11 protein-coding genes are annotated in these 15,168 nt (G+C 68.7%); 8 read left to right on the top strand and 3 right to left on the bottom strand.

The window, feature by feature from the left end:
• Positions 1–26 precede the first annotated feature (26 nt).
• Together xylB and xylA are read right to left on the bottom strand one after the other, a co-directional pair.
• Positions 27–1,505 (bottom strand): xylulokinase, encoded by a 1,479-nt coding sequence (xylB, locus tag JYG37_RS31265; protein WP_213347021.1) that lies wholly within the window; start codon positions 1,503–1,505, stop codon positions 27–29.
• A gap of 4 nt (positions 1,506–1,509) precedes the next feature.
• The gene (gene xylA, locus JYG37_RS31260) at positions 1,510–2,832 is read right to left on the bottom strand and encodes a xylose isomerase (protein WP_050016749.1); all 1,323 of its coding nucleotides are present in this window, start codon (positions 2,830–2,832) and stop codon (positions 1,510–1,512) included.
• Positions 2,833–3,095: 263 nt separating this feature from the next.
• Between xylA and JYG37_RS31255 the strand changes: the two genes are divergently transcribed.
• The 8 genes from JYG37_RS31255 to JYG37_RS31220 all read left to right on the top strand — a co-directional run bounded on the left by JYG37_RS31255 (position 3,096) and on the right by JYG37_RS31220 (position 14,026).
• On the top strand, positions 3,096–4,289 hold the full coding sequence (locus JYG37_RS31255) for a XylR family transcriptional regulator (protein ID WP_050016747.1): 1,194 nt from the start codon (positions 3,096–3,098) through the stop codon (positions 4,287–4,289).
• A gap of 27 nt (positions 4,290–4,316) precedes the next feature.
• Positions 4,317–5,405: an aldose epimerase family protein gene (locus JYG37_RS31250; RefSeq protein ID WP_050016746.1), complete on the top strand. Its 1,089-nt coding sequence runs from the start codon at positions 4,317–4,319 to the stop codon at positions 5,403–5,405.
• 235 nt (positions 5,406–5,640) lie between these two features.
• Positions 5,641–7,137: an efflux transporter outer membrane subunit gene (locus tag JYG37_RS31245; protein WP_213347091.1), complete on the top strand. Its 1,497-nt coding sequence runs from the start codon at positions 5,641–5,643 to the stop codon at positions 7,135–7,137.
• Positions 7,134–8,207: an HlyD family secretion protein gene (locus JYG37_RS31240; RefSeq protein WP_089490451.1), complete on the top strand. Its 1,074-nt coding sequence runs from the start codon at positions 7,134–7,136 to the stop codon at positions 8,205–8,207. The genes JYG37_RS31245 and JYG37_RS31240 overlap by 4 nt, the downstream gene beginning before the upstream one ends.
• Positions 8,204–11,008 (top strand): ribosome-associated ATPase/putative transporter RbbA, encoded by a 2,805-nt coding sequence (rbbA, locus tag JYG37_RS31235; protein ID WP_249746105.1) that lies wholly within the window; start codon positions 8,204–8,206, stop codon positions 11,006–11,008. The genes JYG37_RS31240 and rbbA overlap by 4 nt, the downstream gene beginning before the upstream one ends.
• Positions 11,009–11,010: 2 nt before the next feature.
• Positions 11,011–12,135 (top strand): ABC transporter permease, encoded by a 1,125-nt coding sequence (locus tag JYG37_RS31230; protein WP_124630152.1) that lies wholly within the window; start codon positions 11,011–11,013, stop codon positions 12,133–12,135.
• A 172-nt stretch (positions 12,136–12,307) separates the two neighbouring features.
• On the top strand, positions 12,308–12,493 hold the full coding sequence (locus JYG37_RS31225; RefSeq protein ID WP_176015933.1) for a DUF2964 family protein: 186 nt from the start codon (positions 12,308–12,310) through the stop codon (positions 12,491–12,493).
• A 129-nt stretch (positions 12,494–12,622) separates the two neighbouring features.
• The gene (locus tag JYG37_RS31220; protein ID WP_176015932.1) at positions 12,623–14,026 is read left to right on the top strand and encodes an MBL fold metallo-hydrolase RNA specificity domain-containing protein; all 1,404 of its coding nucleotides are present in this window, start codon (positions 12,623–12,625) and stop codon (positions 14,024–14,026) included.
• Between the two features lie 94 nt (positions 14,027–14,120).
• Here the strand turns inward: JYG37_RS31220 and JYG37_RS31215 are convergent, their stop codons facing one another.
• Positions 14,121–15,161 carry a zinc-dependent alcohol dehydrogenase family protein gene (locus JYG37_RS31215; protein ID WP_124592711.1) on the bottom strand — a complete coding sequence of 347 codons (1,041 nt, stop codon included), beginning with the start codon at positions 15,159–15,161 and terminating at the stop codon, positions 14,121–14,123.
• Between the last annotated feature and the right edge of the window lie 7 nt (positions 15,162–15,168).

Raw genomic sequence — 15,168 nt, 5'->3', positions numbered from 1 at the left:
CGCATCGATTCACTGCAACGTGCGTGTCAAGCGCCCGTCGCAAACACCGGTTCGAGCGCCCGATACAGCGCGCGAAACGTCGGCCGGCGCACGTCGCGATACCACGCGTGCCGCTCGGGATCGGGCTCGCGCACCGCGACGACGGGCGGCTGCGGGCACACGTCGTCGAGCCGTGCACGCGGTTCGACGGCGAGGTGCGCGAGGCGCGCGGCGCCGAGCGCCGGCCCCACTTCGCCGCCTTCGCGCAGCGTCAGTGCGCGGCCGCTCAGATCGGCGAGCATCTGCGTCCAGTACGCGCTGCGCGAGCCGCCGCCGATCACGGTGATGCTGTCGGGGGCGAGCCCGGCCGCATGCAGCGCATCGATGCCGTCGAGCAGCGCGAAGCCGACGCCTTCGAGCGTCGCGTTCGCGAGATCGGCACGGCGCGTGTCGGGCGTTAGCCCATAGAACACGCCCTTCGCGTTCACGTCGTTGTGCGGCGTACGCTCGCCGCTCAGGTACGGCAGGAACCACGGGCGGCTCGCACGGGCGTTCGTCTCGGCATCGTCGAGCAGCGCCGCGACGCCGTCGTAGCCGGCCAGTTGCGCGGTGAAGTCGACGCAGCCGGCCGCGTTCAGCATCACGGACATCAGGTGCCACGTATCGGGCAGCGCATGACAGAAGCTGTGCACCGCCGATTCCGGATTCGCGCGAAACCCGTCCGACACCGCGAAATACACGCCCGACGTGCCGAGCGACAGCAGCGCATCGCCGGGCCGCACGATCCCGACGCCCACCGCGCCGGCCGCGTTGTCGCCGCCGCCCGCCACCACCGGAATCTCGCGCAGGCCCAGCGCCCGTGCGACGGCCGGCAGCAGCGTGCCGGTGACTTGGTTGCCTTCGAATACGGCCGGCATCTGCGTGCGCGACAGCCCGCAGGCGGCGAGCAGCGTGTCGTCGTAATCGCGCTTCGCGACGTCGAGCCACAGCGTGCCGGCGGCATCCGACGGATCGGTTGCGAACGCACCGGTCAGCCGGTAGCGCAGATAATCCTTCGGCAGCAGCACGTAGGCGATGCGCGCGAACACGTCGGGCTCGTGACGCCGCACCCACAGCAGCTTCGGCGCGGTGAAGCCCGGCATCGCGATGTTGCCGGCCACCGTGCGCAGCGCGGGCGCGAGCCGTTCGAGTTCGTCGCACTCCGCGTCGGCCCGGCCGTCGTTCCACAAAATCGCGGGGCGCAGCACGTCGCCGTGCGCATCGAGCAGCGTCGCGCCGTGCATCTGGCCGGTCAACCCGAGCGCGTCGATGTCGCGCGGATCGATGCCGGCCGTACGCGCCTCCGCCACGAGTGCGGCGAGCGCGTCGCAGGCGGCCTCCCACCAGTCGCGCGGCGCCTGCTCGGACCAGCGCGGCTGCGGCCGGCTCACGGTGAGCGGACGGCTCGCGCTCGCGCGCACCGCGCCGTCACGGTCGAGCAGCACTGCCTTCACGCCCGACGTGCCGAGATCGAGTCCGATGTACATGGCGTCAGCGCAGCCCGTAGATCGCCTGGTTCACGATGTTCTCCAGTCGCTCCTGCGCGCCGCTCGCATGCCGCGGGTCCACACCGCGCGCGAGCGCATCGGCCGCCAGCGACTCCAGCGTGTAGCCACCCGACAGGATCTTGCGGCCGAATTCATCGTCCCACTGCGCATAACGCTGCCGGCGCAGCGCGTCGAGCCGGTCGTTCTCGACCAGCACCGCCGCGCGTTCGAGCGCGAGCGCGAGCACGTCGATCGCGCCGACGTGGCCGTAGAACAGGTCTTCCGGATCGATGCTCTGGCGCCGCACCTTCGCGTCGAAGTTCATCCCGCCGGTCGTGAAGCCGCCGTGGCGCAGGATCTCGTAGAACGCGAGCGTCAGCTCCTCGACGCTGTTCGGGAACTGGTCGGTGTCCCAGCCGTTCTGCGGATCGCCGCGATTCGCGTCGACGCTGCCGAACACGCCGAGCGCGAACGCGTTCGCGATCTCGTGATGGAACGAATGGCCGGCGAGCGTCGCGTGGTTCGCCTCGATGTTCACGCGGATCTCGTCCTGCAGCCCGTACTGCACGAGAAAGCCGTGCACGGTCGCGACGTCGTAGTCGTACTGGTGCTTGGTCGGCTCCTGCGGCTTCGGCTCGATCAGCAGCGCGCCCTTGAAGCCGATCCGGTGCTTGTGCTCGACGACCATCGACAGGAAGCGGGCGAACTGGTCGCGCTCGCGCTTCAGGTCGGTATTGAGCAGCGTCTCGTAGCCTTCGCGTCCGCCCCACAGCACGTAGTTTTCGCCGCCGAGCCGGTGGGTCGCGTCGAGCGCATGGCACACCTGGGTCGCGGCCCAGGCGAACACGTCGGGGTTCGGGTTCGTCGCGGCGCCGGCCGCGAAGCGCGGGTGCGAGAACAGGTTCGCGGTACCCCACAGGAGCCGCACGCCGCTCGCCTGCTGGCGCTCGCCGAGATAGTCGACCATCCGCGCGAAATTACCCGCGTATTCGCGCAGGCTGTCGCCTTCCGGCGCGACGTCGGTGTCATGGAACGTATAGAACGGCGTGCCGAGCTTCGTGAAGAATTCGAATGCGGCATCGGCCTTCATTCGCGCGCGTTCGAGCGCGTCGCCGGGCTGGTGCCACGGCCGCTGGAATGCGGCCTGCCCGAAGATGTCGTTGCCCGGCCACACGAATGTGTGCCAATAGCAGACCGCGATCCGTAGATGCTCGGCAAGCGTCTTGCCGAGCACGCGCTTCTCGGGGTCGTAATGGTGATACGCAAGCGGATTGTCCGACTGCGGGCCTTCGTAGCGAATGGCGGGAATGTGTTCGAAATACGACATGGCGTCTCCGTGCAGGTTCTTGTTGCAGCGCAACGCGCGTCGCGGCGACGCACGCGGCCGAATTCGGTTGGCTGGATCGTGCCCCCGCGCCTGCCGGCCGGCAATTGCGAAATTGCGCAGCGCGCTTGATGTTTCTTGCCAGTCGTACGCGTGCGGCCTGCGTTCCGTCCTACAATCGCCGTACACCAGACAACCGCGCGCCGCCGTCGAGCGCGCCCCGGAGACAACGGCACGGCGCCCCGACGCGCTCACCCGACACCGAGATGACACGCGCCCCATCCGCCCAGACACCGCACCGCATCGCGCTGCTGTTCAACGCGAACAAGGTCTACGACCGCGAGATCATCAGCGGCATCGGCCAGTACCTGCACACGACGCGCGTCGTGTGGGACCTGTTCCTCGAAGACGATTTCCGCTGCCGGCTCACCGGAATCGAGCGTTTCGACGGCGACGGCATCATCGCGGACTTCGACGACCCGGCCGTCGCCGACGCGCTCGCCGGTTCGCCGCTGCCGATCGTCGCGATCGGATCGTCGTACGAGGACCCGGCGCAGTACCCGGACGATGTCCCATATATTGCGACGGACAACCCGAAGCTCGTGTCGCTCGCCTATACGCACCTGATCGGGGCCGGCCTCGCGCATTTCGCGATGTACAGCCTGCCGGTCGCGCAGGAAAACCGCTGGGCGCAGCAGCGCGAGCTGGCGTTCGACCGGCTCGCGCGCGCGGACGGGCTCGACGCGCCGATCTATCGTGGGCTGTCGACCAGCGCGTCGGGCTGGAATCACGCGATCGAGCAACTGATCGACTGGCTGCATGCGCTGCCGAAGCCGGTCGGCGTGATCGCGGTGACCGATGCGCGCGCGCGGCATCTGCTGCAGGCGTGCCTGATCGCCGGCATCGCGGTGCCGGAACAGGTCGCGATCATCGGCATCGACAACGATCCGCTCACGCGCACGCTGACGCGCATTCCGCTGTCGTCGGTGATCCAGGGCACCGAGGAAATGGGCCGCACCGCCGCGCACCTGCTGCACCGGATGCTGCGCGGCGCGCGCTTTCCCGGGCAGCGCATTCTCGTGCCGCCGGTCGGCATCAACGTGCTCGAATCGACGCGCCACCAGCCGCTGGCGAGCCCGCACGTGATGCGCGCCCGGCATTTCATCCGCCAGTACGCGTGCCAGGGGATCAAGACCGAACAGGTCGCCGACTATGTCGGCGTGTCGCGCTCGCTGCTCGAGGAGCACTTCCGGCGCGAACTGCAGCGCACCGTGCACCAGGAGATCCTGCGTCACAAACTCGAGGCCGCGCAGGCGCTGCTCGCCAGCCGGCAGGCGTCGAGCGCCGAAGTCGCGATCCGTTGCGGGTTCACGTCGCTTCAATACATGTACGCGGTGTTCCGGCGCGAACTCGGCTGCACGCCGCGCGAATATCAGGAACGCGCGGCCGCCACGAACTGACGCCCGCCGCCCATTCGACATCCACTCATGCACATCGATACCGATTCCTCACCTCTGACACCCGGCGTGGCACGCGTGCTGGCCGAGCCGTGGGGCGCGTTGCCCGACGGCGAGCCCGTGCGGCGCTACACGCTGCGCAACGCGCACGGGATGCGCGTCGTCGTCAGCGATCTCGGCGCGACCGTCGTGTCGTGGCTCGCGCCCGACCGCACGGGGCGCCTGGCCGATATCGTGCTCGCGCACGACACGCCGGCCGAGTACCTCGAATCCGGCGCCTATCTCGGCGCGACGGTCGGCCGCTGGGCGAACCGGATCGCCGGCGCGCGCTTCACGCTCGACGGCGTCGACTACCTGCTCGACCGCAACGAGAACGGCAACCTGCTGCACGGCGGCGCGAACGGCTTTCATCGCGCACGGTGGGACGTGGTCGACGACAGCGGCGGGCTGACGCTGCGGCTCGATTCGCCGGAAGGCGATGCGGGATTCCCCGGCAACGTGAGCGTGCAGGTGCGCTACACGCTCGACGACGACGGCACGCTGACGATCTACTATTCGGGGTGGACCGATGCGCCGACGCCGCTGAACCTGACGAACCACAGCTACTTCAACCTGAACGGGCGCGCGGGCAGCGACGTGCGCGGCCATCTGCTGCACATCGACGCTGACGCATTCCTCGAAGTGGACGACGCGCTGATCCCGACCGGCACGGCCGACGTGACGGGCACGGCGTTCGATTTCCGGCACAGCGCGCCGATCGGCGCGCGCCTCGACTGGCCGCATGCGCAACTGGCGCGGGCGCGCGGTTTCGATCACTGCTACGTCGTCGGCAACGGCGCGCGCGAGGTCCGGCCCGTCGCGCGGATCTACGATCCGGAAAGCGGCCGCGAGTTGATCGTGTCGACCGATCAGCGCGGGCTGCAGCTCTATACGGGCAACTATCTCGACGGCCTGCGCGTAAGCGGCGGCACGCGCTGCGTGCAGCACGCGGCGCTGTGCGTCGAGGCGGGCGGGTTTCCGGACCAGGTCAACATGGACGGCCTGCGCGACGACGTGATCGTTCGTCCGGGCGACGTCTATCGGCAAACCACGCGGTATCGGGTCGCGGTTCACGCATAGCGTGCGGGCGTGAGGCATCGCCGGCACGCGAGCCGCGCCGGCGTCGACCGTAAGCGGAACATCGGCTGACGCGAATTACCGCTGCCTGTCAACCGAGGCCGCCCTCGACCCGCATTCCCGCCGCAGTGATTCAGATCAAGGGGGCGCGCGGCAATCGTCGGATATAAGTGAACCCGAAGCGGCGTCGCCACGAGCGCGGCGCCATCCCGTGTTCGTGTAGCCGATGAGGAACCCCATGCGCGCCGTCGCGCTTCCACCGCTGTTTCAGCCTGCCGCCGCGCGGCGCGTTCGTCTCGTTGCGCTGGCAGCCTGTGCGGGCCTGCTGTCGGGATGCCTGTCGCTCGCGCCACCCGACGAACGTCCCGCCGCGCCGATCCCCGCCGCGTTCCCCGATCCTGCCGCCCGCAGCGCCGCCATTGCGCAGGCGCCGCCCGCCTGGCAAGACTACTTCGTCGACGGACGTCTGCGTGCGTTGATCGAGCAGGCGCTCGCCAACAACCGGGATCTGCGCGCAGCGGTTGCACGCGTCGAACAGGCGCGCGCCGTCTATGGCATCCGCAGCGCGGATCAGTGGCCGACGATCGGCGCCGGCGCGGCCTACGCGCGGTTTCGCACACCGGGCGGCTTCCTGACGCCGACGCCGGTCATCGGCCAGGTCTACCAGGTCCAGCTGGCGGAGACGCAATGGGAGATCGATTTCTGGGGCCGCGTGCGCAACCTGAAAGCGTCGGCGCTGCAGCGCTATCTCGCGAGCGATGCGGCCCGGCAAGCGGTGACGCTGAGCGTGATCACCGGCGTGGCGGACGCCTATCTGACCCTGTGCGAGATCGATGAACGGATCGCGCTGACGCGCGCGACGATCGACACGCGACGCGAATCGCTGCGGATTTTCCGGCTGCGTCACGCGGCCGGCGCGATCTCGCGGCTGGACCTGACGCAATCGGAGATTCTGCTGCAGCAGGCCGAGTCGCTTGGCATCCAGTTGCAGCAGGCGCGTGCATCGGCGGCCGATGCGCTGGCATTGCTCGTCGGTGCGACGCCGGCGCTGGCCGACGCGCCGCTGACGCTCGACGACGGCGCCGTGATGCCGTCGCTCGCGCCGGGCCTGCCGTCGTCGCTGCTCGCCCGGCGTCCGGACGTAATCGCGGCGGAGCACGAATTGCAGGCCACGCGCGCGAACATCGGCGCGGCGCGCGCGGCGTTTTTCCCGCGTATCGCATTGACGAGCGCGATCGGTTCGGGGAGCACCGCACTGCGCGACCTGCTGTCGTCCGGAACGGGCGTGTGGTCGGTGATTCCGAACGTCACGCTGCCGCTCGTCGACGGCGGCCGCAATCGGTCGAATCTCGCCCTCGCGCACGCCCAGCGCGACGAGGCGCTCGCCCAGTACGAGAAGACCATGCAGCGCGCGTTTCGCGACGTGTCCGATGCACTTGCCGCACGCTACTGGCTCGCCGACCAGGTTGCCATCGAACGGGCGACGCTCGCGTCCCAGGCCGAGCGCGCACGTCTGGCGAAACTGCGCTACGACAGCGGCGCCACCCGCTTCCTGGAAGTGCTCGATGCACAACGGGACCTGATGAACGCCGAGCAGCAATGGGTGATGACGCGTCGTGCGCTGCTATCGAGCCGCGTCGCGCTGTACGGCGCGCTCGGCGGCGGGACCACCGATACCGACCGCGCCGCCGCGGCATCGAACCACCTTTCCATCGATTCGGGTTCCAGACCATGAAGACCATCAAGCGCCCTGTTCTGATCGGCGCCGGTGCGGCCGTGCTCGCGATCGGCCTCATTTACTACGGCTGGACGCGCTGGCGCGACGCACAGACGGACGCCGGGCTCGTCAGCGGCAACGGCCGCATCGAGGCGACCGAGATCGACGTCGCGACCAAGCTGCCGGGGCGCGTCACCGCCATGCTCGTCGACGAAGGCGATTTCGTGAGTGCCGGTCAGCCGCTCGCCCGCATGGACGTCGTCGTCCTGCGGGCGCAGCTCGACGAGGCGCAGGCCCGGGAACAACAGGCGGTGAACACCGCGGCGAGCATCGACGCGCAGGTGGCCCAGCGTCGCAGCGACAAGGCCGCGGCGGCCGCGCTCGTCGTGCAGCGGGAAAGCGAGCTCGACGCGGCCACGCGCCGGCTGGCGCGCTCCGAAACGCTGTCGCGGGACGGCGCGTCGTCGCTGCAGGAACTCGACGACGACCGCGCGCGCGCCGGCAGCCTGCGGGCGACCGTGAACGCCGCGCGCGCCCAGGTCGAAGCCGCGCAGGCCGGAATCGACGCCACCCGGGCCCAGCTCGTCGCCGCCCGCTCGGCGGTGACGGCCGCGCAAGCGACCGTCGCGCGCGTGCAGGCCGATATCTCGGACAGCGAGCTGACGTCGCCGCGCGACGGGCGGGTCCAGTATCGCATCGCCGAATCGGGCGAAGTCCTGCCGGCAGGCGGCAAGGTGCTCAATGTCGTCGATCTGTCCGACGTCTACATGACGTTCTTCCTGCCCGAAACGGTTGTCGGCAGAGTCCCGCTCGGCGCCGACGTGCGGATCGTGCTCGATGCGGCGCCGGAATACGTGATTCCGGCACGCGTGTCCTACGTGTCGAGCACGGCGCAATTCACGCCGAAAACGGTCGAGACGGCCACCGAACGGCAGAAACTGATGTTTCGGGTCAAGGCGCGCATCGACCGCGATCTGCTGCAGCGCCATCTGAAGCTCGTCAAGACCGGCCTGCCGGGTGTCGCGTGGCTGAAGACCGATCCGAACGCGGGCTGGCCGGCGCGCCTCGCGATCAAGGTGCCGCAATGAACGCGACGTTGCCCGTCGCTAGCGGTGCCGGTGCGGGCGAAGGTCCGCCCGCATCCGTTGAATCGGGCGTGGTCGCCCGGCTGTCGGGCGTCTCGTTGCGCTACGGCGATACCTGCGCGCTCGACGACGTGACGCTCGATATCCCGGCCGGCCGCATGGTCGGGCTGATCGGACCGGACGGCGTCGGCAAGTCGAGCCTGCTCGCGCTCGTGTCCGGCGCACGGGCGATCCAGCTGGGCCGCGTATGGGCGCTCGATGGCGACCTGTCGTCGCGCGGCCACCGCGCACGCGTATGCCGGCGCATCGCCTATATGCCGCAAGGGTTGGGCCGGAACCTGTACGCGACGCTGTCGGTCGAGGAAAACCTGCAGTTCTTCGCCCGACTGTTCGGCCACGATGCGGCCGAGCGACGCCGCCGCATCGACGCGCTCACGCACAGCACCGGGCTGCATGCGTTTCTCGACCGCCCCGCCGGCAAACTGTCCGGCGGGATGAAGCAGAAACTCGGCCTGTGCTGCGCATTGATCCACGATCCCGACCTGCTGATCCTGGACGAACCGACGACCGGCGTGGATCCGCTGTCGCGCGCCCAGTTCTGGGAACTGATCGACCGTATTCGCACCGCGCGTCCGGCGATGAGCGTGCTCGTCGCGACCGCGTACATGGACGAGGCCCGGCGTTTCGACTGGCTGATCGCGATGGACGCCGGCCGCGTGCTCGCGACGGGCAGCCCCGGCGACCTGCTCGCCCGCACCGGTTGCGACACGCTGGAAGCCGCGTTCGTCGCGTTGCTGCCGGAAGCGCGCCGGCACGGGCACCAGCCGATCCGGATCACGCCGTTCCAGCCCGACGCGACCGACGGCTACGCGATCGAGGCCGACGGCCTGACGATGCGGTTCGGCGATTTCGTCGCGGTCGACCACGTGAGCCTGAAGATCCGCCGCGGCGAAATCTTCGGCTTTCTCGGCTCCAACGGCTGCGGCAAATCGACGACCATGAAGATGCTCACGGGCCTGCTCGCCGCGTCCGAAGGCACGGCGACGCTGTTCGGCCGGCCGGTCGCCGCGAACGACATCGATACGCGCAGGCGAGTCGGCTACATGTCGCAAGGGTTTTCGCTGTACGGCGAACTGACCGTCCGGCAGAACCTCGTGCTGCATGCGCGCCTGTTCGGCGTGCCGGAACCAGACCTGCCCGCGCGCATCGACGAAATGGTCGGGCGCTTCGGTCTCGCGGACGTACTCGATGCGCTGCCCGAACGCCTGCCGCTCGGCATGCGGCAGCGGCTGTCCCTTGCCGTCGCGATGGTGCACAAGCCCGAACTGCTGATCCTCGACGAACCGACGTCGGGCGTGGACCCGGTTGCGCGCGACGACTTCTGGCGATTGATGATCGAGCTCGCGCGCAACGACCGCGTCACGATTTTCATTTCGACGCACTTCATGAACGAGGCCGCCCGCTGCGACCGCATCTCGCTGATGCATGCGGGCCGCGTGCTGGCGAGCGCCGCGCCGGACGAACTGGTTCGCCTGCGCGGCGCCGCCACGCTCGAGGACGCGTTCATCGGCTACCTGACCGACGCGCAACGCGGCGACAGCGCACCGACGGACACGTCACCTGGCGCCGGCTGGCTCGCCGCGTCGCTCGACGCGAGCGACGCCGGCCGCGGCGCCGCCTGGTTCAGCCCGGCGCGCGCCGGCAGCTACCTGTGGCGCGAAGTGCTGGAGCTGCGCCGCGACCCGCTGCGCGCGACGCTGGCGCTGTTCGGTTCGCTCGTGTTGATGTGCGTGATCAGCATCGGCATCAGTCTGGATGTGGACAACCTGACGTTCGCCGTGCTCGATCGCGATCAATCGATGCTGAGCCAGGACTACGCGCAGCATCTCGCGGGCTCCCGCTACTTCGTGCCGCGCGCCCAGCTTGCCGATGACCGCGATATCGATCGCCGCATGCGCAACGGCCAGCTGTCGCTCGCGATCGAGATCCCGCCCGGCTTCGCACGCGACGTCGCCCGCGGCCGGCACGTGGAGATCGGCGCGTGGGTCGACGGCGCGATGCCGATGCGCGCGGAAACGATTCGCGGCTACGTGGCCGGCATGCACGAGAACTGGCTGCGCGATCAGGCGAAGCGCCGGCTCGGCGTGTCGCTCGTCCCGGCAGTCGACGTCGCGATCCGCTATCGGTACAACCCGGACGTCAAGAGCCTGCCCGCGATGATTCCCGCGATCATGCCGATGCTGCTGCTGATGCTGCCCGCGATGCTGACGGCGCTCGCCGTCGTCCGGGAACGCGAGCTCGGATCGATCGTCAACCTGTACGTGACGCCCGTGACCCGCGCCGAATTCCTGCTCGGCAAGCAGGCGCCGTACGTGATGCTGGCCATGCTGAATTTCCTGCTGATGGTCGTGCTGGCCGACGTCGTGTTCGGCGTGCGGATCAAGGGCAGCTTCGCGACGCTGGCCGCCGCGGTGCTGATCTTCAATGTCGTCGCCACCGGCATCGGGTTGTTTGCGTCGACGTTCACGCGCAGCCAGATCGCCGCGATCTTCATGACGATCGTCGGCACGCTGATCCCCGTCGTGCAGTTCTCGGGCCTGCTCACGCCGCTGTCGTCGCTCGAAGGCAGCGGCAAGTGGATCGGTACGATCTATCCGGCCACCTACATGCTCGCGATCAGCCGCGGCGTCTACAACAAGGCGCTCGGGCTCGCCGACCTGTCGTCCCAGTTCTGGCCGCTGCTCGCCGCCGTGCCGGTCATCATGGTGACGACCGGCGTCCTGCTGCGCAAACAGGAGCGCTGACCATGTCGCGCGTGCTCGCCATCTACCGGCTCGGGATCAAGGAACTGTGGAGCCTCGCCCGCGACCCGATCCTGCTCGCGCTCATCGTGTATACGTTCAGCGCGTCGATCTACGTCGCCGCGACCGCACGCCCCGAAACGCTGCACAAGGTGCCGATCGCGCTCGTCGACGAAGACGCGTCGCCGCTGTCGGCACGGATCGCGGCGGCGTTCTTTCCGCCGCAGTTCGCGCCGCCCCCGGTCGTCGACGCCGGCGCGGCCGATCGCGGGCTCGACAACGGCGACTACACGTTCTCGCTCGACATTCCGCCGAACTTCCAGCGCGACGTGCTGGCCGGCCGTCATGCGACGATCCAGCTCAACGTCGATGCGACACGCATGACGCAAGCCTTCACCGGCAGCACCTACATCCAGCAGATCGTGTCGGGCGAGATCGACGCGTTCGTGCGGCGCTATCGCGGCACGCCGCCACCGCCGGTCGATCTCGCGCTGCGGATGCGCTTCAACCCGAATCTCGACGAAGTCTGGTTCGGCGCGCTGATGGAACTGATCAACAACGTGACGATGCTGTCGATGATCCTCACCGGCGCCGCGCTGATTCGCGAGCGCGAACACGGCACGATCGAGCATCTGCTCGTGATGCCGGTGACCGCAGCGGAGATCATGCTCGCGAAGGTCTGGTCGATGGGGCTCGTCGTCACGGTGGCGGCCGTCGCGTCGCTGACGTGCGTCGTGGGCGGCGCGCTGCACGTGCCGATTCCAGGCTCCATCCCGCTGTTCGTGGCCGGGATGGCGTTGCACCTGTTCGCCACGACGTCGATGGGGATCTTTCTCGCGACGCTCGTGCGCAGCATGCCGCAGTTCGGCATGTTGCTCGTGCTCGTACTGCTGCCGCTGCAACTGCTGTCGGGCGGATTGACGCCGCGCGAAAGCATGCCGGCGGGCGTGCGGGACATCATGCTGGCCGCGCCGACGACTCATTTCGTCGAACTCGCGCAACGCATCCTGTACCGGGGCGCCGGCTTCGATGCGGTGTGGCCGCAGTTCGCGGCGCTGTTCGCGATCGGGGGCGCGCTGTTCCTGCTGTCGCTGATGCGATTCCGCAAGACCATTGGTCAGATGACTTGATCGTTCCACGGGCTCATCGCCCGATCGCGCGCGCGAGGCCGGGATTCGCCGGTTGATACAGATCAACCGCGCCGGAAGCCGGTACGCGATCATGACGCCATAGCTTGCGAAATCGCAAACTGCCGCTGCGTGCCAACGCGGACGAACACCGGCCGCTCCACGGGAGAACGTCATGATTCGCCATTCGTACCGGACCACGCTCGCCACGCTGGGCGTGTTCGTCGCACTCGCGTCGCTACTGGGCGTCGTGCACGCGATGCTGGTCGACGCGCACGTGCTGCCGTACGCGATCGTCGCGCTGGTGTCGGGCGGCGTCGCGTTCGTCGCGCAGCTCGATCCCGCGCCGCGCGAGCGCTAGCGAAACCGCCTCACGCGCCGCATTCGACATCATGCTTGATGCGGGAATCGCTGATTTCCGTCAATCGCCGCGCGCCGCTTCGCGATGTAATCGACGCACCGAACCCCTCGACTTCCAGTGAGACGAGCGATGAAACTGACTTTTCTCGGTGCGACCGAAACCGTGACCGGCTCGAAGTATCTGGTCGAGCACGGCGGCCGGCGCGTGCTGATCGATTGCGGCCTGTTCCAGGGCACGAAAAACCTGCGCTTGCGCAACTGGAGCCCGCTGCCGCTCGCACCCGACTCGCTCGACGCGGTCGTGCTCACGCATGCGCATCTCGACCATACCGGCTATCTGCCGGTGCTGGCGCGCGAAGGCTATCGCGGCCCGGTGTACTGCACGGCGGCCACGGCCGAACTCTGCGACATCATGCTGCGCGACAGCGCACGGCTGCAGGAGGAAGAAGCCGACTTCGCGAACCGGCACGGCTACTCGAAGCATCATCCGGCGCAACCGCTCTATACGCTCGACGATGCGCAGCGCGCGCTGCGGCTGCTGAAGCCCGTCGCCTTCGACGAATGCACGGCGCTCGGCGATGGCCTCGCGTTCCGCCTGCTGCCGGCCGGGCACATCCTCGGCGCGGCGAGCGTCGTGATGCACTGGGATCACAAGGTGCTCGCGTTCTCGGGCGACCTCGGCCGCTATCACGACCCGATCATGCAGCCGCCGCGGCCGCCGGCGCATGCCGACTATCTCGTCGTCGAATCGACCTACGGCGACCGGCTGCATCCGGATTCGGATCCCGAGAACGAGTTGGCCACGTTGTTCGACACGACGTTCGCGCGCGGCGGAGTGGTCGTGATGCCCTGCTTCACCGTCGGCCGCGCGCAGGAGATCCTGCACTACATCGCGCGGCTGAAGGCGTCCGGCCGCATGGCGCGCGTGCCCGTGTTCGTCGACAGCCCGATGGCGACCGACGTGACCGACATCTATCGCCATCACATCCTCGAACATCGGCTGACGCTTTCCGAAGCGAACGCGCTCGGCCACGCGGCGACGATGATCCGGTCGGTCGAGCAGTCGAAGGCGATTGCGGAACACCACGGCCCGATGGTCATCATCGCCGGCAGCGGCATGGCCACGGGTGGCCGCGTGCTCCATCACCTGAGCCGCTACGCGCCCGACGCGCGCAACACGATCGCGCTGGTCGGCTATCAGGCGGCCGGTACACGCGGCGCGGCGCTGGCCGCGCACGAACCGACGGTCAAGATTCACGGCGAATACGTGCGCGTGCGCGCGCAGGTCGAGTCGATCGCCGCGCTGTCCGCGCATGCCGACTACGAGGAGATTCTCCGGTGGCTCGGCACGATGCAGCCCGCGCCCGCACGGACCTTCATCACGCATGGCGAACCTGCATCGGCGGACGCACTGCGGCGGCGCATTTCGGAGCGATTGCACTGGCCGTGCGAAGTCCCGACCTACGCGCAGACCGTCGATCTCGACGCAGTCGAATCGGACGATGCGCGCGAGCCGGCCGGCGTTTCGTCCTGACTACGGCGCCGGCGAAACGCCGGTAGACACCGGTCGGGCGCGGCAAGAACCGGGCGACGTTGCGTACCGGCCTCCGTCACGCGCCACCGGCCCGTCAGCCGACTTCGATGATGACCTTCAGCGCATGGGTCTGCGCCGCGCGACCGAACGTGTCGTACGCACGCTCGACGTCGTCGAGCGAAAACCGGTGCGTGATCAGGCGTGTCGGATCGAGACGCCCGGCGCGCACGGTCTTCAGCAGCATCGGCGTGCTGACCGTGTCGACGAGCCGCGTCGTGATCGAGATGTTGCGATCCCACAGCTTCTCGAGGTGCAGGTCGGCCTTCACGCCATGCACGCCGACGTTCGCGACGACACCGCCCGGCGCCACGAGCGCCGTGCACATCTCGAACGTCGCCGGAATGCCGACCGCCTCGATCGCGCAATCGACGCCGATGCCGTCGGTCAGCTTCATCACTTCCGCGACCGGATCGCCGGTGCGGCCGTCGATGCAATCGGTCGCGCCGAAGTGCCGCGCGATCTCGAGCCGGTTGCTGTCCGGGTCGATCATGATGATCTGCGCGGGCGAGTAGAACTGCGCGGTCAGCAACGCGGCCAACCCGATCGGCCCCGCGCCGACGATCGCGACCGAGCACCCGGGCTGCACCTTGCCGTTCAATACCCCGCATTCGAACCCGGTCGGCAGGATATCGGACAGCATCACGAGCGCGTCCTCGTCGGCGCCGCCCGGAATCCGGTACAGGCTGGTCGCCGCATGCGGGATACGCACGTACTCGGCCTGCGTGCCGTCGATCCGGTTGCCGAGAATCCAGCCGCCGGTCGTGCAATGCGAATACAGGCCGCGGCGGCAGTATTCGCAGCGGCCGCACGACGAGATGCACGAAATGAGCACGCGATCGCCCGGCTTCAGCGAATCGACCGCGGCGCCGACCTGCTCGACGACGCCGACGCCCTCGTGGCCGAGAATGCGGCCCGGTTCGCAGGTCGGTACGTCGCCCTTGAGGATATGCAGATCGGTGCCGCAGATCGTCGTGCGCGTCACGCGGACGATCGCGTCGGTGGGCGACTGCAGTTCCGGCCTGGGCCGTTCCTCGAGCGCCTTGCGCCCCGGCCCGTGGTAGACGAGTGCTTTCATTGTGGTT

The organism is Burkholderia sp. LAS2 (genome assembly GCF_018417615.1).
GTDB classification, from domain to species: domain Bacteria; phylum Pseudomonadota; class Gammaproteobacteria; order Burkholderiales; family Burkholderiaceae; genus Burkholderia; species Burkholderia sola.
The sequence above is the reverse complement of the archived record's forward strand: the minus strand, read 5'-3'. Positions and strand labels throughout refer to the sequence as shown.